Raw genomic sequence first — 19,027 nt, forward strand, 5'->3', positions numbered from 1 at the left:
ATCACCCGGTCACTTGAGTGGCATCATCTGGTGCATGACACCGATGAAATAGTCGAGATAGGTGCCCATCATCGCCGTGAGCACCACGGCGAGCACCAGGAAACCGGCGAAGATCGACAGCGGCACGCCGACGAAATAGACCTGCATCTGCGGCATCAGCCGCGCCAGCACGCCAAGCCCGATGTTGAAGACGAGGCCGAACACCAGGAACGGGCCGGAAAGCTGCAAACCCAAGCGGAATGCGGCGGCGAAGGCGCGCGTCGCCAGCGCGGCGACATCGCCGCTCGACACGGTCTCGCCCGGCGCGAAGATCGCGTAGCTGTCGTTCAGCGCCGCGATCACCAGATGATGGCTGTCGGTGGCGAACAGCAGCGTCACCCCCAGTATTGTCAGGAAGTTGCCGACCAGCACGCCCTGTTGTCCCTGCGTCGGATCGACCGAGGTGACGAAACCGAGCCCCATCTGCTGCGCGATCACGGCACCGGCAACCTGCAGCGCCGACAACGTCACCCGCGCGGTCGCCCCCAGCACGATGCCGATCACGATCTCATGCAGCATCAGGACGAGCAGCGCCGCGATCGATTCCATGTCGACGTGGTAGGCGCTCCGATGCAGCGGCAGGATGATCAGCGTGAGCAGCAGCGCGATCGACAGCTTGATCCGCGTCGGGATATTGGTCTCGCCCAGGCCCGGCAACAGCATCACCATCGCGCCGACCCGGGCGAAGGCGAGCATGAAGGAGGCGGCAAGCGCCGGCAGCAGCGAGACGTCGATGCGCATGACCGGCGCATTGTGCCTCAGCCGCCGATGATTCGCGACGATATCCGCAGCATGTGGGGAATGCAGTGCGTCGGCCATGAACGGCAGCGCCAGCAGCATTGTGGCAAAGATCGCCAAAATCTTCGGCACGTAGATCAGCGTCTGCTCCTGGATCTGCGTCAGCGCCTGGAACAGCGACACGACGACGCCGACCACGAGCCCCACGATCATCAGGGGCGACGACACGATCACGATGGTCCAGATCGCATCACGCGCGACGTCGAGGGTTTCCGGTCCGGTCATTGCCAACTTCCTTTGTTCAAGTCTCATCCCCGCGCCTCGCGGTGATCGAACGCCCCCTCCCCGTCATTGCGAGCGCAGCGAAGCAATCCAGGCTGCCGCCCTGGAAAGATTCGCAATGACGACGGAGGTCGAAATCAGATCGGCATCTTCATGATGTCTTCATAGGCCGCGATCACACGGTCGCGGACGGAGACCAGCGTGGACACCGCGACGTCGGTGTCCGCGACTGCCGTCACCACGTCCATCACGTTGGCCTTGCCGGCGGCCATCGCCATCCGTCTGCGCATCGGATTTGCGGCCGGACTCCAGGACGCTGCCGACGGTGTCTTTCAGAAGCGAGGCGAAGGACTGCCCGCTCGGCTCGCTGCCCTTGCCGGCACCGCTGTTCTCCAGCACGCGGGCGAGGTTTGCATAGGCGTTGGCGGCAATTGTCGGTGTTGCCATGGCTCAAATGTCCTGTTCAGCTCTTGAGGATGTCGAGGGTGCGCTGGATCATCCGGCGCGTCGCACTGATGATGTTGAGATTGGCCTCGTAGGACCGCTGCGCGTCGCGCATGTCGGTCATCTCGACCACCGAGTTCACGTTGGGATATTTGACATTGCCGGTCGCATCCGCCGCCGGATTGTTCGGCTCGTATTTGGTGCGGAAGTTCGACTGGTCGGGCTTGATCCGGCCGAGGGTGACGACCTGCGCGTCGAGCGTTCGGTCGAGCGCGGAGGAGAAAGTCGGCACCTTGCGCCGGTAGGGATCGCCGCCGGCACTCTGCGACGTCGAATCCGCGTTCGCGATGTTCTCCGAGATCACCCGCATGCGCCCGGCCTGCGCCCGCAGACCGGAGGTCGCAATCGCCATCGAGCGGGCAAAGTCGCTGCTGTCATTCGCCATGATGCGCTTCCTCCTAGCTCTCTTTTTTGAGCATGATCTGGTCGGAAAACCGCTGCGCACTTTTCCGGATCATGCTCTAGCCTTTGCCGATCGCGGTCTTGAGCAGATGCAGGCTCTTCGAATAGAGCGAGGTCGCGGCCGCATAATCCATCTGGTTGCTGGCGGCCTTCATCATCTCCTCTTCGAGATTGACGGCGTTGCCCGCGGGGCGGGTCTCAAAACCCGCATTCTTGTTCTGGTCGAATCCGGAGGCCCCGCCTGATGGCGCGATGTGGGAACCGCTGGTGCGGGTGAGCGCCAGGGGGCCCATCGAACCCGTGACGGCGCCGGCCTTGTCCAGTTTCGGCTCGACCAGGTCGCGTGGCCGGAATTTGGGCGTGTCGGAATTGGAGACGTTCTCGGACAGGACGCGCTGGCGCTCCTGGTGCCATTGCATCTTGGTGCGAAGCGCCGACAGCACCGGGAGATCGTTGATTGACATCGTTGCGGCTCCTTCCGCCTCACGGACCAAGTCCGAAGCTAGGCAGAATTTGCCGCGTGTATGGTTAACAGCTGGTTAAGGACGTCACGGGCGGAGGTCCCCCGCCGGAACACGAATGCGCGCCCCCGTGATTCTACGCCTTCCAAAACGGCATTAACCCAACCCCTTGGCGGCGCGTGCACAGGCCAAGAAGTCGTTTTGGATCGAGCGATTCATAGGTTATTAAGAGTTGGGGACGGCAAAACTTGCCGTGGGACGTTAAGAAATCGCAGTTTGGGGCATCGTATGCCGGTGGTTGGCGCATCTGACCACGGGCACGAGAGAAGCGCCATTTGTCGGGGACAAGTATGCAAGGCAGCCCTATCACCTTCATCGTCGCGTTCATCGTCGTTCTGGCGTTGATCGGCGTCGCTGCATGGCTGGTTCGCCGATTCGCCACCAGCCGGCTCGGCGCCAACACCCAGCGCGGCCGCATGCCCCGGCTCGCCGTGATCGATGCCGCCGCGGTCGACGGCCGCCGCCGCCTCGTGCTGGTCCGGCGTGACAATGTCGAGCATCTGCTGATGATCGGCGGCCCCACCGACATCGTCGTCGAGCCCAACATCGTGCGCGCAGCGCCCGGCCGCGACCAGCTCCCGCAGCGTCCGAATGCCGCCGAGCCGCCGCGTCTTGCGCCAATGCCTGATACCAGCGGCTGGGCCGACGAAGCACCGCGGCCCGAACTGCTCGATCATCCCGAACCGCAGATGCCCGAGCCGCCGCCGCGGCCCGCGCGCCCGTCCTTCGCCGACGAAGTGCGCCGGCCCGCTCCCGCCATGGCCGAACGCCGCAACGAGCCGCCGCGGGGCGGCTTCATGTCCGAGCCGCTCGCGCCGCGCCCCGAGCGCGAGCTGCGTCCCGAACCTATTCCGCCGCGCGTTGCCCGCAACGAACCCCCTCTGATGCCGCGTCCGCCGCGCCAGAGCGAGCCCGTGAAGGTGCCTCCCGAGCGCGCAGCCGCGCCTCCTCCGCCTGTGCCGCAGGCTCCGCCCGTTCCGCCGCCGGCGCCCGCTCCTGCGGCGCCATCGAGTGCCGAGCAGAATCTCGCCGAGATGGCGCAGCGGCTCGAAGCTGCGCTGCGCCGCCCCGCCGGCGAGACGCTTGCCCCTCCGGTCGCGCCGGAGCCCCCGCGTGCGGCCCGCAGCGAACCGCCGGCACCACCGGCCTCACCCGCAAAGCCGGCCCCGGAAAAGACCAGCTTTGAAAATCTCGAAGACGAAATGGCCTCGCTGCTTGGCCGTCCAAAGCCGTCTTCGTGAGGCTGCCGGCCCTCCCGCGTAGAGTTTTTTTTCTTTCTGTCCTGATCGGCGCGGCATCGCTCGCGATGCCGGCGCATGCGCAGGACATCAGCATCAATCTCGGAGGCAGTCCGGGCGGCGGCGGCGTCACCGAGCGTGCGATTCAGCTGATCGCGCTGCTGACGGTGCTGTCGATCGCACCGTCGATCCTGATCATGATGACGTCGTTCACGCGCATCGTGGTCGTGCTGTCACTGCTGCGCACCGCGATGGGCACGGCGACCGCTCCGCCGAACTCGGTGATCATCGCGCTGGCGATGTTCCTTACCTTCTTCGTGATGGGACCGGTGTTGCAGAAATCCTACGACGACGGCATCCGCCCGCTCGTCGCCAATCAGCTCAGCGTCGAGGACGCGCTTCAGCGCGCCTCCGTCCCCCTGCGCGGCTTCATGCAGAAGAACGTACGCGAGAAGGACCTCAAGCTGTTCCTGGATCTCTCCGGCGAGCCGCCACCCGCCACCCCCGACGAACTCGGCTTACGCATCCTGGTCCCCGCCTTCATGATCTCCGAGCTGAAGCGTGCCTTCGAGATCGGCTTCCTGCTGTTCCTTCCCTTCCTGATCATCGACCTCGTCGTCGCCTCCGTGCTGATGTCGATGGGCATGATGATGCTGCCGCCGGCAACCATCTCGCTGCCGTTCAAGCTGATCTTCTTCGTGCTGGTCGACGGCTGGTCGCTGGTAGCGGGAAGCCTTGTGCAGAGCTACGGGGGGTAATCTCCACCGCCGTCATGCCCGCGAAGGTCGAGAGGCGAGAGGTAGCGGGGTTCCTAACGCGTCATCTTGATCTGTCGCACGACGGGGATCGTGGGCAGCGAGCCGGTGTGGTCGGATTCGTCCTTGGCCTGCGGCGAGGCCGGCGCGCGGGCGGTGGCGTCGGGGAAGCGCTGCTTCATCTCGCGCAGGAAGCCGTCGAGCGTGTCGACGCTGGCAGCCAGCTTGGCGATCTCGGCGAATTCGGCGCTGGAGGCGCCGGACGGCTTGCTCGCGATGTCGAAGGCGAGCCGATCGGCGCTCTCGCTCATCAGCGGCGCGTATTTCTCGCGGAAGCGCGACACGCCGATCGAGTCGTCAGCCAGCGCATAACCGACGGCAGCGCGAATGATGTCGCTTTTCTCCACCGAGTTGAGCGGCTTGAAGTCACGGAAACGCTCGCCGTAATAGAGCTCGATCTGCTCGGCGGATTCACGCCAGCGCCGCGCGGCCCAGAAGATGTCGGAGCGCAGGCGCAGCACTTCACGTCCCGAGACGTTGGAGACGATGTCGAGCGCGAGATCGTGGCGGCCGACGTCGCTCTGCGCGCGCGCCTCCAGCAGCAGGCGCTGCTGCCTGAGCTCGCCGGAGAGGTCGCTGATGCGGCTCGCGCGCAGCGCCGTAATCGCCATGTCGGGTCTGCGGTTGGCGAGATAGATCATGGAGAGGCGCGCGGCAACTTGTGCACGCGCCGCGCCTTCGAGGCGGTGGTCGACCTGGTATTGCAGGAGCTCGGCGGCCTGGTCGAGCAGATCGATCGAGGCGAGACGGTCGGCGAGGCGTCGGATCAGTTCGTCGCCGCGGCGGCCGATCGGCGTCAGCTCGCGGAACTCGTAGAACATCCCGAGCGCTTCGACCGGCGGCAGCTCGTCGCCTTTTGGCCCCAGGAAGATCTGCGTGAACAGGTCGGAGGCGAGGTCCTGCGCCTGCCGCGAGGCTTCCGCGTTCGGCTGCAGCTTCGTCGCGGTACGCGCCGCGGTGAGCGCGTCCCGGTAGCGCCCGTTCTCCGAATAGATCTGCGACAGCATCTGAAGCGTCTTGACCTCGATGGAGTCGCCGCGCCAGGTCATCGAGAGCGTCTCGAGCTCGCGCAGCGCATCCTCCTTGCTGATCTCGTCGCGCTTCTGTCGCAGCGCGACCTCGAGCTGCTTGGCCTCGGCCGCGGCCGGCCGGTCGGTCGAGCCGACTGCGAACTTGTAGTCGTCGAGCGCGTCCTTGTCGTGGCCGAGCGCCTCGGCGAGCCGGCCGCGCAGCACAGCGAAGCCGGGAGCGGCCTCGGGCGGGACGCCGACCACCTCGAGCTCGCTGCGGCGCTTGGAGGCGCCGGCATAGTCCTTCACCTCGAGCGAAGCGCGCATCGCCTCCATCGTCACGATGCGCTGGATGTCGAGCGGCAGCGAGGCGATGGCGAATTCGACGTTCTTGAATTTCTCGCGCGCATCGGCCCATTTGCCCTGACGCGCATAGGCGAGCGCCTTCCAGAGCTGGGAATCGTGGCTGTTGCCGATCACGGGGTTGGCGAGGTCCTTGAGGCCCTGCGCCGGCCTGCCGATCAGGATGCTTGCGACCGCATGCATGATCAGCGCACCGCTCTCCTCCTTGTTGAGAGGATCAGCCAGCATCAATTCGGTGACGGCCTTGGCCTCGTGATACATCGCGCGCGACATGTAGAATTGCGCGAGGTCGAGCCGCGGCAGCGAACGCAGCGCCGGTTCGACGATGGAGATCGCCGTGATCAGGTCGTTCTGGCGCGCTATGAAGTTTTCCGACTGGCCCTTGCGCCAGCCTTCGGGGTTGAAGATCGGCCGCACTGCGGTCGGGGCGCGCTCGGCCGAGATGTCGACCGGCGACAGCGTCAGCCCGCCCTTCTTGCCGAGGATGACCTTGTCCGCCCCGACCTCGACGGCGACCTCGTCGGAATTCGGCCGGATCGCGATGCCGTGCGCGGATTCCAGCAACGCGAGATCGACCAGGTCCTGCCGCTTGATGAAGCCGCGCACCGGACGTTGCGCGGTGACGACATAGAGCGTGTCGCCGGCGTCGGGATCGGTGAGCTTGTGCAGAAGGCCCGGATTGGCGAAGGGGATCGCGATGTTGGCAAGCGCGGGGTCGGTGATGTTGCGCGACATCATCAGCGGCAGCGGCGTCGCCTGGATCTTGTCGGCGAGGGTCAGGAGCCAGTTGGTCTCCTTGCCGACCTCCTCGCTCGTCAGCGAATAGACCAGCGGCCGGGTGAGACGGATACGCACCGCCTGTCCCTTGTCGAGCGGGATGCGGCCGACGTCGCCGATCATCGCACCGCCCTTGGTGCGGATCGCTTCGACGTCGATCGGCGTCGGCGTATCGAACACCAGCCAAACGGTGTCGCCACGGCGGAACGCCGCCGCAGGCGTTGCGACCTGAAGCGGGAAAGTCACGCGCAGGCCGTCGCTGTCGCGGCGGGCATCGACGCTGGCAACAGTGGGCTGCGGCGCGGCAGGCGCCTCTGCCGGCGCAGCCTTGACGGCTTCCTTGACCGGATCCTTCGCAGTCTCCTTGGCGGCTTCCTTCACAACCTCTTTGGGCGCTTCGGCCATGACGGGCTTGGCAGGCGCAGCGTGCTCCGCTTCGGCCGCGGGAGCCGGCGCCGATTTCGGCGCTTCAACGGGCGGCATGGCGGCCGGCGCTTCCGGCTTCACCTCGGGCTTGACATCGATCTTGGCTTCGCGCGCGATCGCCTCGGAGGTCGGCGGTGCAATCTCGCGATGGGCGTCCTTCGGCTTCTCGGCCGCCGGCTTTTCAGGCGCAGGCGCAGGTCCGTGGGCGGCGGGCTTGGCCTGCGCGATCGCGGCCTCGGCTGTCGCGGCGATCTTGCCCTTGTCCGGCTGGAAGGAAATGTCGACGACGTAGTTCTTGTCGTCGCGGAATGAATGCACGTCGGAATCGCCGATCAGCGCGATCTCGACACTGGTCTGGTCGATGTCGCCCTTCTGCTTGATCGAGGCGACGTTCGGCGGCGCTGCGACGACCGCGTCCGCCAGATCGAAATTGAGGTTGGCGTTGAAGGCGAGCGTCAGCTTCTGTTCGTTGAGCACGGAGGACACGCCCACGCCGTCGGGCATCTCGAACACGAAGCGGACGAAGGTCGGCTGCACCGAAGCGCGCACGCGGATCTGCGGACGCTTCTTGCTCTCGGCCGCGGCGCGCTGGGCGCGCAGGGCCCGTTCGGCGACGCGCGCGCGCTCGGCGAGTTCCTTGACCACGTCCATGGGCAGGCTCGGCGGCGGTCCCTTCCAACCCTCCGGCAAGAGGTCGATGAAGGTGCGTTCGCCGGCATTCATGGTGTTGACGGTGACGCGCCGCGCCAGCGACAGGCGGATGGCGCCGCCGTCGGGATCGCGGCGGGCGGAGTTGACGTAGTCGGGCGCGCCTTCCGGGACGCGATCGACGGGAACATCGACCGTCCGGTCGAAGCGGATAACGAGAATGGAACCGGCCGTCGTCACCTCGGAGGGGACGTCCTCGCCGAGCTTGATCACGAGACGGGCAAAGCCGCCCGCGGCCGAGAAAGTCGCCTCGCCCCTGACAGTATCGGCCGCCCGGGACGGTGCGCTGAAGCCGATCAGGAGGCTTGCTGCCAGTAGCGGCGCCACCCGGACGTGACGCGACAGCCCCCGCGCCAAAGCGCGGGCTCGCGACACAAATCCAGCGGCAGCCTCTCGCGCCATTGGCAGCATTTCTTCCGGTTCGACGGTCCACGCCGGCATTGGTGCCGACCCCTGCCCTCGACTGTAGGTTTTGCCAATTAAGGACTTGTTAATGCTGTAATGACGACTGATCCCGGCGCAGCGTGTCGCGACGCCCTGGATGCGGGCTGAAGCGTTCGCCCTTGCGAATTTGGAGAGCAAGTGGTTAGGGAGGTGTTAACATCCGGCCGTCGCCCGCACCTCAAGGCCCGCGATTGGCATCGACCGGCGACGCCAATCACGCCTTCAGTGTTGCTTTCCCGCGCAATCCGGCGCCGAGGAGTGCTCCCGCTCGAGACAAGCGTCATCAGAGTCGTCTTCTTCCTCTTGCGGCGGCCATGCATGCTGATGGTCTAGCGCGGACGTCCATGCGAACGTCATTGCTGCGATGAGTAGCCGATTGACGGCTTCGATTGCGCGTTCTGCTACGGACGAGTAATTCATAGCTTCCTCCCGCGCTGCTGATTGCGAATGGCGGAAGCCTAGGACGAACGCTTCAGCGCCACTGTACTCCACTTCACATTTGTACGCGTCAACTCATCGCAGCCTCAGAAGATGCCGCTTGCTTCGGCTGCATCCGCAACGCGAGTCGAATCGCTCCGTGCGGCAAGGAAGTCAACTCGCGGCGATCACCCCACTCCCAGGCGTGTTTGATCTGCGTGTTTGATCTGCGTGCTTGGTTGCCGATTATGCGCGCACAACCCCAAAGGTGTTGCGGTCCATCAACGACTCTGAATCAATGTGATCACGGCGATGCGAATTCGATTGGTCGACTTTTGGGGGGCAATCAATGAGCGGAGAAGCCAACTGCATTGTATGCAGCCGGACAAGAACGGTCGTAGCCGTCTTTCCAATCGCGCGGGGCTATGCCCTCAAGGTATACGAGTGCTCCTGCTGCCACAGCACCTTGCATCTCGTCACTCGAATGACGAAGGCGGCGCTGATCAAGCAGCACTGCGAGACCCTCCTTCCCGTCGAGAAACCGTTGAGCTCGGCCGGTCGCAGGGTTCAACAGCGGCACGCAAGCTAGACACGCAGGGCGTCTAGCCGCGCGCTGGCCGAACGGCCGCGCGACAACGCGCAGGTTGCCGCGGTGTGCCGCGCCTCTTGAGCCCTCAATTCGGCTTTTGCGTCGGCTTGCCGTCGATCTTGGGCAGATCGCCGGCCGAGGCGGACTGATCGCCGCCGCCGTTGGCCCGGCGGGCCATCTCGACCGTCAGCCGCTCGGCGGCCTCTGGCGACATCAGTCCCATGATGTCCGACATCTTTCGCGGCGCGATCTGCGAGGCGATCTCGATCAGCACGCCCATCTCCAGGCGGTCGAACACGCGCGCGGCGTCCTTGGGCTTCATGCCCTCATACATGGTCACGAGGCCCTTCATGCGCTGGGCTTCGGCGGCCTTCTGCTCGGCCTGGGTCGCGGAGATGCGGGTTTCCACCGCCTTCATCTCCTCGACCTTGTTTTCGATGCGCTTCTCGGCGGATTTCAACAGGCTCTCGCGGATGTCGATCTCGCGCTGGCGGGCCTCGATCTCCTGGCGGCGCGACTGCAAGCGTTCCAGGATTGCGCGCTCCGAGGCCGAGATCTGCGGCTGGGCTTCCTCCACCTTGACCACGGTGCCTTCGGGCTTGGTCTCGGGCGCGGCCGGCTTCGGCGCGCCGTGGGTCGAGCCCGTAATGTCGGGGTCCTCGCGGCTGCTCGGAAAGTTCAGATTCTCCTGCGCCCAGGATTTTTTGACCTGGTTCGGCTTGTAGTCGAAGACATAGCCGCCATTGAGCACGAGGCCCGCGACCTTCAGCGTGGCGAGGCCAGCGACGGCAACCAGCACGATCGGGATGACGCGGATGTTGCGAAAGGACTTCATACCCTGACTTTATGCGGCAAGACCGTTGGACCGTCGGCGCTCGGAGAAGGCTTCGGCCGCAGCCGCCACCGCCTTCGCCGACGAAGGCTTGGCTGCGGGCGCGGCGACCATTTCCGGGTTCGTCATGGGACGCGCGGCGATCGCGATCTTGGACAGGCGCCGTACCACGTTGTCGGCTTCACCGAGCTGCTTGTAGAGCTGTTCGGACATCTGCGTCGCCGCCACAAGCTGGCTGCCGAGGTTCTCGTTGACGTCGCGCACGGCGAGCTTCAGCCCGCCGATCGCGCGCTCGGCGATCTCGGTTGCGGTGATCAGCTCGCCGATGACCGCCTTCAGCGAATGCTCGTCCGCCTTCAGCCGCGTCAGCCGCTTGTTGAGCATCACGCAGTAGAAGATGGTCAGCATCAGCAGGATAGCCACCAGCGTCTCGATCGCCATTCCCAGGGAGTGGTTCATGGGGCCTCCATCATCTTGTTCTGCTCGTCGACCTTTTCGAACATCGCAAGTGTCGTACTTGGCTTGCGCAGGGGTTTCGTCACCCGAATCGCGACGCGATCGCCGACCCGGCCCATGCGTCCTTCGGTGATCGCGACGTCGCCGCAGCGAACAGTGACATTGGCATCCGCGCGCATGTCCAGCGGCAGCGTGTCGCCGACCTTCAGCCGCATCAGCTGCTTGAGCGGAATGTCGGCTTCGTAGAGCACGGCGTCGACGGAGATCTCGGCCTGGACGATCTCGGTTGCGAAATGGCCTTCCCAAACCTGGTCGCGGCCGAACTTTTCGCCCATGAACATCTGGAGCAGGACGCCCCGGATCGGCTCGATGGTCGCGTAAGGCAGCAAGAGCTCGATGTTGCCGCCGCGATCTTCCATGTCGATGCGCAGGCGCACCAGGATCGCGGCGTTGGCAGGCCGGCTGATCGCGGCGAAACGCGGATTGGTCTCGAGCCGGTCGATCGTGAAGGTCACCGGCGACAGCGGCCGGAACGCCTGTTCGGCATCGGCCATGACCACCTCGACCAGCCGCTTGACCAACTCTGTCTCGATCGTGGTGTAGGGCCGGCCCTCGATGCGGAGCTGGCTCGAGCCGCGGCGGCCGCCGAGCAGCACGTCGATCATCGAGTAGATCAGGCTGGAATCGACCACCGCCATGCCGAAATTGTCCCACTCCTCGGCCTTGAAGACGGTGAGGACGGCGGGCAGCGGGATCGAGTTCATGTAGTCGCCGAAGCGCACCGAGGTGATGCGGTCGAGCGAGACTTCGACGTTGTCGGAGGTGAAATTGCGCAAGGATGTCGTCAGCAACCGCACCAGGCGGTCGAAGACGATTTCGAGCATCGGCAGACGCTCGTAGGAGACCATCGCCGAATCGATGATGGCGCGAATGCCGGAATGGTCGTCGAGTGTGACGTCGCCGGCTGTGAAGCCGAGGAGGTTGTCGATCTCCTCCTGCGACAGCACCCGCTCGCCGGAATTCTTGCCGGCGCCGAGATCGCGGCTGCCGTCCTCGACCATGGCCGCCCATTGCAGGGCCATGGTCTCGGATAGTTCGTTTTCGGCAGCAGCCTTCGCGGCCTCGGCGGGATCCTCGGAATCGAGCGAGGCCTCCCATTGGGCGGCAATTGCATCCTGGTCCGGTTGGTCGGTGCCTGCCATGATCCCTAGACCGTCATGCTCACTGGATCACGACTTCCTTGAACAGCACCGCGCTGACCTGGACCGGGGCTACCGCCGCGTTGACGCGCTTGGTCAGCTCTTCCTTGAGACGGAAGACGCCGGCGGAGCCATTGAGGTCGGAGGAGCGCAGCTCGCGCACATAGGTCTGGAAGATGTCGGTGATGCGCGGCATCGTCGGCTTGATCGCCTCGATCTGCTTCTCTTCCTTCAGCTCCAGCACGATCTTGAGCTTCAGATATTGCACGCGCTCGCCCGGCGCACCGGCGAGGTTGACCATGATGTCGGGAACGTCGACGAAAGCCGGCGGCTTCGGCGGGGGCGCCGCCTCGGCGTGATGCTCGTCGTCGCCGTGACGGAAAAAGAAGAACCAGGTCGCGGCACCGCCGCCGAGGACCGCGAGCAGGCCCACGGCCATGACGATGATCTTGAGCTTGTTCTTCGGTGGAGCGGCTTCCGCGCCTGAGCCGCCTTCCGCTTCATTCTCTGCCATGATCGCCGCGCTCGTTCATTTCTCAAAGGGATCGAAAGAGCGAAGCTCCTGGCAGACAGTGACGCGATACAAATGCCCCAGCGCAGTGCGCTCCTCTTATGTGCAAACGCTACGGTAATAATGGTTAACGGAACCTTTCGATTGGGCTCCCACTAGGAAAAATCTGCCGGGCAAACATGGCTAACAGTTCCTTTCTGCCGCCTCCCCGCGCCCTCAGAAAATAGATAAACGATTGAATTTACGTAATTTTCCCGGTTGGCACGACTTTCGCTAAGAAAGGGCCGAGACCTAAGGTTTGGGAGAACCGAGGTCTCGTTCACGGGATCGGCCAAGGCGCTTGGGAGAGCGAGCTGGCGGATCTCACTCAGGGGAGATTTCCGATGCAGAACGCGCTTCTGATCGGCTTGTCACGGCAGATGACGTTGGAACGGCAGATGGATGTCGTCGCCAACAACGTCGCCAACGCCAATACCAACGGCTTCAAGGCCGACCATTCGTTGTTCGAGGAGTACCTCAATTCGAACGCGCGTGAGGACAATTTCGTCGGCTCCGACCGCCGGGTCTCCTATGTGCAGGACCGCGGCACCTTCCGCGACGTCAGCCAGGGGCCGATGGAGCCGACCAAGAATCCGCTCGACATGGCGATCAGCGGCGACGCCTATTTCGCGGTGCAGGCCAATGGCGCCGAGCGCTATACCCGCGACGGCAAATTCTCGCTCAACAGCACCGGCCAGCTCGTCACCTCCGACGGCAACCTCGTGCTCGGCACCGGCGGCCCGATCACTTTCCAGCCGACCGACCACGACATCAACGTCGCCCCCGACGGCACTGTCACCGTGCTTGAGGGCACGGCCAAGAACGACTCGATCCGCGGCAAGATCCGCATGGCCGCGTTCGACGACCCGGCCAAGCTGACCAAGCTCGGCGCCAACCTTTACAGCGCCGGCTCCGCGACCGCGCAGGCCGACACCAAGTCGATCGTGCAGCAGGGCTACGTCGAGAAGTCGAACGTGAACTCGGTCGGTGAGATGAGCCGCATGGTCGAAGTCATGCGCAGCTACAACCGCCATCGCCAACCTGCTCCAGCAGCAGAGTGACATGCACAAATCGGCGATCGAGAAACTCGCCGACGTTCCGGCTTGATTGAGGGAGAACTGACATGCAGGCGCTTCACACCGCAGCGACCGGAATGGCGGCACAGGAACTCAACGTTCAGGTGATCTCCAACAACATCGCGAACTTGCGCACCACCGGCTTCAAGAAGCAGACCGCGGCGTTCCAGGACCTGATCTACGAACACGTCCGCCGCGTCGGCGCCCAGTCGTCCGACCAGGGCACCATCCTGCCGGTCGGCGTCGACATCGGCGGCGGCGTCAAGACCGTCGGTACGCCGCGCAGCATGACCCAGGGCACGCTGTCGCAGACCGGCAACGACCTCGACATGGCCATCACGGGCGAAGGTTTCTTCAAGATCCTGATGCCCGACGGCAGCTACCAGTACACCCGCGACGGCACCTTCCAGATGGACAATCAGGGGCGCATCGTCACCGCGCAGGGCAACCCGGTCCAGCCGACGATCACGATCCCGAACAACGCCTCGGGTCTCACCATCAACGTGCAGGGCCAGGTCTCGGTGACGCTGCCGGGTTCGTCGACCTCGGCGGTCCAGGGCCAGATCGGCCTGACCCGATTCATCAACAAGGCGGGCCTCCAGCCGGTCGGCAACAATCAGTTCACTGAGACGCCCTCCTCCGGCCCGCCGCAGGACGGCACGGCGACCGCCGAAGGTTTCGGCAACATCACCCAGAGCAGCCTCGAGCAGGCCAATGTCGACGTCGTCTCGGAAATGAGCGACCTGATCGCCGCCCAGCGCGCCTACGAGATGAACGCCAAGGTGATCAGCGCCGCCGACCAGATGATGCAATCGACCACGGCGCTGTTCCGCTGAGGTGATGACCATGATCCGCACCACCCTCGCCACGATCTCCGCTCTCCTCGTGCTGGCGCTGCCTGCACGGGCCGCCGACGATTTCATCGCAACGCCGACGCTGCGCGCGAGCATCTCCGTGACCTCGGACGTGGTGCGGGTCGGCGATCTCATCGACAATGCCGGATCCGCCGCGCTGATCCCGGTCTACCGCTCGCCCGATCTCGGCACCACCGGCGCGCTGCCGGTCGCCCACGTCCTGAGCGTGCTCCGTGCAAAGCAGGTGATCGGCGTGATGACCGGCGACATCAAGGAGGTCCAGGTTACCCGTCTCGCCCGCACGCTGGTGAACAAGGACCTCGAAACCGCGGTCGCCTCGGCGCTCGAGCGCCGCTTCGGACTTGGCGATGCCGCCAACATCACCGTGACGTTCGACCGCGGTGTCGCCGACATGCGGCTGGATGCCTCTAACACCGGCGCGCTGCAGCCGGTCGCAACCCGCTATGACGCCCGCAGCGGCCGCTTCGACATCGCCTTCGAGATCAACAACGACAACAATCCGGCGCCGACCAAGCTGCGCTTTACCGGCAATGCGATCGAAACGGTGGAAGTGGCCGTGCTGACGCGCGACATCGACCGCGCCGATCTCCTGAAGTCCTCCGACGTCGCCGTGGAACGCCGGCCGAAGGCCGAGGTCACCGGTGAGGCCGCCTCGCGCGATCGGACGCTCGGCATGCAGCTCCGCCGACCGATGCGGGCGGGGATGCCGATCCGCGTCGCCGATATCGTCAAGCCGGAATTCGTGCAGCGCGACCAGAACGTCACGGTCATCTACCAGGTCCCCGGGATCTATCTCACCACGCGCGGCAAGGCGATCGAGAGCGGCGCCGAGGGCGACATCATCAGCGTGCTCAACCTGCAGACCAAGCGCACGCTCACAGGCGTGGTCACGGCCCGCGGCCAGGTGACGGTCCAGGGCGCCAGCCAGGCCGCGCCGATGCCGGCCGCGGTCGAGCAGACCTCATCGCTCAAGCGTGACGAAACGCCCGCCCCCGCCCCCACGGCCGCAGCTCTCGCCCAGAGCCTGATCCAGACCCCGGCGTCCCCGGCCCAGATCGCACAAGCCCAGATCCCGCCAGTTCGCGTCTCGCAAGCTCCAGCCAAGTCAGAGTAAGTCATGTCCAGTTTCAGTTCGGCTTCCCGTCCTCGTCGCATCGCGATTACTGCCCTGCTGCTGGCGACTTGCGCGCTGGCGAGCGGCTGCTCCTCGATCGACCGCCTGTCGCAGATCGGCGAGCAGCCGAAGCTCGCGGCGATCGAAAACCCGACGACGCAGCCCGGCTACAAGCCGGTGCAGATGCCGATGCCGAAGCCGGAAGTCGCCTCCTACAATCCGAACTCGCTGTGGCGCAACGGCAGCCGAGCCTTCTTCAAAGACCAGCGCGCGACCCACGTCGGCGACCTCCTGACCGTCACCGTGAACATCACCGACAAGGCCAACCTCTCCAACGAGACCCAGCGCAGCCGCACCTCCAAGGAAGACTCGGGAATTACCGATTTTATCGGCAGCCAGACGGTCACGCAGCCACTCAAGATCCTGCCGGGTCGGCTTCTCACCACCGACTCGACATCCTCCGCCGATGGCAAGGGCTCGGTCAACCGCCAGGAAGCATTGCAGACCAACGTCGCAGCAGTCGTCACCCAGGTGCTGCCGAATGGCAACCTCGTGGTCGAGGGCAAGCAGGAGATCCGCGTCAACTACGAGATTCGCGAGCTCATCGTCGCCGGCATCGTCCGCCCCGAAGACATCCAGAGCGACAACACCATCGATTCCAGCAAGATCGCGCAGGCCCGCATCGCATACGGCGGCCGCGGCCAGATCATGGACGTGCAGCAACCACGCTACGGCCAACAAGTCATGGACGTGCTGCTGCCCTTCTAGTCTTCTCCCGAGCTCCCACATCGTGTTCGCGGACCTAGGCGCGAACGACGATGTACGACGCGGCCCTCGCTAGCTCCCCTAGCGAGGGCCGCATGTATTTTGGCGACGGCGTCGGCTGCAAGAAGCAAGTCAGAGGCGAGAAATTGTAGCGACACCGCTGCCCCAAACTCCGTCATTGTGGGCGCGGCGAAGCAATTCGGAGCGTCCGCGGAAAGATTCTAGATTGCTTTCGTCGCGAAGGGCTCCTCGCAACGATGGAGGCGAGAGCGTGCACATCACGCCACATCCATGACTGCGCGTATCTCCAGATGCACGCCGGTCTCCTCCTGAAGCGCGCGGATCACCGCCACCAAGTTGCCCATTGTTGGGTTTCCGCCCGGCCCGAACATCCGCATCAGACTCTTCTGCGGACGATCAAGCACCTCGCTCAATCGTTCGAAACCGATAGTGGCATTGATGTAAGTCCGCAGCGCGGTGCGACCGTAATCGGTGTCCCCCTGCAACAGGGTCTGCATCGCCTCCTGAAACAGCGCCTCGCGGAAAGTTGGATCGCGCTCTGCCCGCGCGCGAATGGTCTCTTGAAAACTGTGGGTCAACGGCATCGGGTCATCCCTCATTGCGCTTTCGCACCTTGTAGTCACGCCATCGACGAAGCGCGACGCTGATATCGCTCTGTTGCCTCTGCTTGGTGCCGCCACCCAGGAGGATCACCAGCACGCTGCCGTCCCACCCGAAATAGACCCGGTAGCCGGGGCCGCGGTTGATCTTCAGTTCGGCCGCGCCCTCACCGATCGACTTGACGTTCGAGGTATTTCCATCGGCAAGTCGTCCAATTGCAACGGCGACAGCTGCGGCGGCCTGCGCATCGAGCCGGTCATACCAATCCCGAAACGGGATACGACCGTCGATGCTGTATTCCGCGATCTCGATTTTTGGTACCATATTCGTTACCAATTTTCTATTTCAGAATTTTCGGATTTTAGAAATTTATTGTTGACGCGCTCCGATCGCTTCATTATGTTCCCTCTTTGTTCCTTCCCACAAGAGGGCGTCTCGCGACCGTCACGAAACGAGGGATGGAATGCAGTGGACGCGACGGCGTCGGGCGCGAAGAGCTTTGCAGGGCGGGAATCCTTCGATGGTATTCCGTGAGCAGAACCTCTCGCGTGACGACACGACGCTGACGGCGTCCCGGTTCGGCTTCGATGGTGAGCGCACGCCAGCCGTCGATGATGCGAGCGGGGATGCGCGCGGACGGAGAAGTCGTGTGGTCCTGACACCCGGGGTCTGTGCGTCAAGTCTTGTAGTGATGTGTGCTGTCCGACCGGGCACGCGCATCAGCCATCTGCATGGCGACGGGGGCAATAGTGCATCGCTCCCCGGGGAGAGCACGAAGGACACCGTTAAAACCATTCGCGCAGGGAAGGCCGGGATGTCCCGGCGTCACCTGTGATCCACCCGTGCGCGTTTGATCCGCACACGGGATTGCGGGTGCCAGCCGGCGCCCGGCCTTCCCTGCACCTTCTTGATCTTCAGGAGGGCGAGACGATTGCAAAACTCGGGCGGAAGATGCCGCGAGGATGTGGTGGTGCGTCCGCAATTGCGATGCAAATTGAAAGAACGAAATCGTGCCCCAACCTCCGTCATTGCGAGCGCAGCGAAAGCAATCCAGACTGCCGCCGCGGAAAAATTCTGGATTGCCTCGTCGCGACGGGTTCCTCGCAATGACGGCGGAGACGTCACGTAAACTCCGCCTCGACCGTCCCCAGCCCATCCAGCTCCATCCGCACCTTGTCGCCGGCCTTCAGCCACAGCGTCTTCACCAGGCTCCCCGTCAGCACGAGCTGTCCCGCGTGCAAGCCCTTGCCCTCGGCGGCGAGATGGTTGGCGAGCCAGGCGAGTGCGTTGTGGGGATGGCCGAGCACGTCGGCGCCGGTGCCGTGGCTGACCTCCTCACCGTTGACGATGGCGCGGCCCTTGACGGCCTTCAGGTCCGGCACGGACGAGCGCGGCACCCTCTCACCCAGCACGCAGCCGGCGGCGAAGAAATCGTCGGCGATCAAGGTCGGCGCGCCCATCGTCTCCCACTTCACATAGCGGTCGTCTACGATCTCGATCGCGGGATGATAGGCCTCGACGGCCTCGCCGACCCATTCGGCCGTGAACGGCGCCTCGCTGGCGGCAAGATTGCGCTTGAGCCGCACGGCGATTTCGCATTCGACGCCGACCCGGACATAGTCGGCAGCCGCAAGCTGCACGCCGCTTTCGTGCACGCCCTTCTTGAACACGCCGCCACCGCAAGGGTGCGGAATGCCGATATAATCCTGCATCACCTGGCTGGTGCAGCCGATCTTGTAACCGACGAGCGGGCCGACATGTGGCAGCAGCAGATCGTGCAGCGCGCGCTGGACCTGATAGCCCTCGGCTTCATCGGCCGGAGGAACTTCGAGCGCCGCGAGCGGCGCGTGGTTGCGGCGCGCGAGCGCAATCGCCTTTGCGGCTTTGAGAATATTGTCCATTGGCGCCGCCTCCCACGCTACGCAATCGAGGGCGGCACTTCAGCATCCCCGCCGGGGTGTGACAAGCGCGGGGCCGCACGGCAGCACGTCATTGCCAGCCCAAGCTGGATGAGCTGCGGACGCAGATCGGCCACATCACATGGGACAGCCTCTGCTGCCAGCGTTTAAGGAAATATTGAACTGGTCCAGGCTTTATGGGGAAGCGCGCCTTTTAGGGGCGCAACAGGCCTGATTGCAGCGACGCGTGAAGCTGCTGGATCGGTGTCTCAGCATTCGAGTCGATGTCGTTGACGCGACTCGCGAAACCTCCCGCACCCGAAGTGAAGGCTGTTGCTCATCCGAACTCACGTGAGCTCGGAGGAGTT

Annotated in this window: 16 protein-coding genes and 3 pseudogenes; 6 read left to right on the forward strand and 13 right to left on the reverse strand. The window is 64.5% G+C overall.

The window, feature by feature from the left end; translation table 11 throughout:
- Positions 1-9: 9 nt before the first annotated feature.
- The 5 genes and pseudogenes from fliR to flgB all read right to left on the reverse strand — a co-directional run bounded on the left by fliR (position 10) and on the right by flgB (position 2,429).
- On the reverse strand, positions 10-780 hold the full coding sequence (gene fliR, locus ACVWYI_RS27665; RefSeq protein WP_247351941.1) for a flagellar biosynthetic protein FliR: 771 nt from the start codon (positions 778-780) through the stop codon (positions 10-12).
- A gap of 17 nt (positions 781-797) precedes the next feature.
- Positions 798-1,062, reverse strand: a pseudogene (fliQ, locus tag ACVWYI_RS27670) (flagellar biosynthesis protein FliQ).
- 134 nt (positions 1,063-1,196) lie between these two features.
- Positions 1,197-1,506, reverse strand: a pseudogene (fliE, locus tag ACVWYI_RS27675) (flagellar hook-basal body complex protein FliE).
- Between the two features lie 16 nt (positions 1,507-1,522).
- Positions 1,523-1,948, reverse strand: coding sequence for a flagellar basal body rod protein FlgC (flgC, locus tag ACVWYI_RS27680; protein ID WP_027567607.1), 426 nt, complete (start codon positions 1,946-1,948; stop codon positions 1,523-1,525).
- Positions 1,949-2,024: 76 nt separating this feature from the next.
- Positions 2,025-2,429: a flagellar basal body rod protein FlgB gene (gene flgB / locus ACVWYI_RS27685; RefSeq protein ID WP_247351945.1), complete on the reverse strand. Its 405-nt coding sequence runs from the start codon at positions 2,427-2,429 to the stop codon at positions 2,025-2,027.
- Between the two features lie 347 nt (positions 2,430-2,776).
- Here flgB and ACVWYI_RS27690 point away from each other — a divergent pair, with 347 nt between their 5' ends.
- Positions 2,777-3,727 carry a flagellar biosynthetic protein FliO gene (locus tag ACVWYI_RS27690; protein ID WP_456663706.1) on the forward strand — a complete coding sequence of 317 codons (951 nt, stop codon included), beginning with the start codon at positions 2,777-2,779 and terminating at the stop codon, positions 3,725-3,727.
- A complete protein-coding gene (gene fliP, locus ACVWYI_RS27695) occupies positions 3,724-4,482 on the forward strand; it encodes a flagellar type III secretion system pore protein FliP (protein ID WP_456663707.1) in 759 nt (252 codons plus the stop codon). Before ACVWYI_RS27690 ends, fliP begins: the two co-directional genes overlap by 4 nt.
- 53 nt (positions 4,483-4,535) lie before the next feature.
- Here fliP and ACVWYI_RS27700 read toward each other — a convergent pair whose 3' ends face one another.
- From ACVWYI_RS27700 to fliL, 5 genes are all read right to left on the reverse strand, one after another.
- A complete protein-coding gene (locus ACVWYI_RS27700; RefSeq protein WP_456663708.1) occupies positions 4,536-8,264 on the reverse strand; it encodes a tetratricopeptide repeat protein in 3,729 nt (1,242 codons plus the stop codon).
- 1,094 nt (positions 8,265-9,358) lie between these two features.
- Positions 9,359-10,108 (reverse strand): MotE family protein, encoded by a 750-nt coding sequence (locus ACVWYI_RS27705; RefSeq protein WP_247351952.1) that lies wholly within the window; start codon positions 10,106-10,108, stop codon positions 9,359-9,361.
- A gap of 9 nt (positions 10,109-10,117) precedes the next feature.
- Positions 10,118-10,564 carry a DUF6468 domain-containing protein gene (locus ACVWYI_RS27710; RefSeq protein WP_456649293.1) on the reverse strand — a complete coding sequence of 149 codons (447 nt, stop codon included), beginning with the start codon at positions 10,562-10,564 and terminating at the stop codon, positions 10,118-10,120.
- Positions 10,561-11,763, reverse strand: a complete 1,203-nt coding sequence (gene fliM, locus ACVWYI_RS27715; protein ID WP_456663709.1) for a flagellar motor switch protein FliM — start codon at positions 11,761-11,763, stop codon at positions 10,561-10,563. The genes ACVWYI_RS27710 and fliM overlap by 4 nt, the downstream gene beginning before the upstream one ends.
- A gap of 19 nt (positions 11,764-11,782) precedes the next feature.
- The gene (gene fliL / locus ACVWYI_RS27720) at positions 11,783-12,274 is read right to left on the reverse strand and encodes a flagellar basal body-associated protein FliL (RefSeq protein WP_247351957.1); all 492 of its coding nucleotides are present in this window, start codon (positions 12,272-12,274) and stop codon (positions 11,783-11,785) included.
- Positions 12,275-12,654: 380 nt separating this feature from the next.
- On the opposite strand from fliL, the pseudogene flgF reads away from it, so the two are divergent.
- The 4 genes and pseudogenes from flgF (at position 12,655) to flgH (ending at position 16,143) form a co-directional block, all read left to right on the forward strand.
- A pseudogene (gene flgF, locus ACVWYI_RS27725) lies at positions 12,655-13,417 on the forward strand (flagellar basal-body rod protein FlgF).
- A 16-nt stretch (positions 13,418-13,433) separates the two neighbouring features.
- Positions 13,434-14,222, forward strand: coding sequence for a flagellar basal-body rod protein FlgG (gene flgG, locus ACVWYI_RS27730; protein ID WP_211397591.1), 789 nt, complete (start codon positions 13,434-13,436; stop codon positions 14,220-14,222).
- Between the two features lie 10 nt (positions 14,223-14,232).
- On the forward strand, positions 14,233-15,375 hold the full coding sequence (gene flgA, locus ACVWYI_RS27735) for a flagellar basal body P-ring formation chaperone FlgA (RefSeq protein WP_456663710.1): 1,143 nt from the start codon (positions 14,233-14,235) through the stop codon (positions 15,373-15,375).
- 3 nt (positions 15,376-15,378) lie between these two features.
- Complete coding sequence (gene flgH / locus ACVWYI_RS27740; RefSeq protein WP_247351962.1) at positions 15,379-16,143, forward strand: flagellar basal body L-ring protein FlgH; 765 nt, start codon at positions 15,379-15,381, stop codon at positions 16,141-16,143.
- A 275-nt stretch (positions 16,144-16,418) separates the two neighbouring features.
- Here flgH and ACVWYI_RS27745 read toward each other — a convergent pair whose 3' ends face one another.
- The 3 genes from ACVWYI_RS27745 to ACVWYI_RS27755 form a co-directional block, all read right to left on the reverse strand.
- The gene (locus ACVWYI_RS27745; RefSeq protein ID WP_247351964.1) at positions 16,419-16,745 is read right to left on the reverse strand and encodes a helix-turn-helix domain-containing transcriptional regulator; all 327 of its coding nucleotides are present in this window, start codon (positions 16,743-16,745) and stop codon (positions 16,419-16,421) included.
- A 4-nt stretch (positions 16,746-16,749) separates the two neighbouring features.
- Positions 16,750-17,073, reverse strand: a complete 324-nt coding sequence (locus tag ACVWYI_RS27750) for a type II toxin-antitoxin system RelE/ParE family toxin (protein ID WP_456664581.1) — start codon at positions 17,071-17,073, stop codon at positions 16,750-16,752.
- A gap of 809 nt (positions 17,074-17,882) precedes the next feature.
- Complete coding sequence (locus tag ACVWYI_RS27755) at positions 17,883-18,662, reverse strand: 2-keto-4-pentenoate hydratase (RefSeq protein WP_354103878.1); 780 nt, start codon at positions 18,660-18,662, stop codon at positions 17,883-17,885.
- Positions 18,663-19,027: the final 365 nt, after the last annotated feature.

The sequence above is a fragment of the Bradyrhizobium sp. LB13.1 genome, assembly GCF_054056815.1.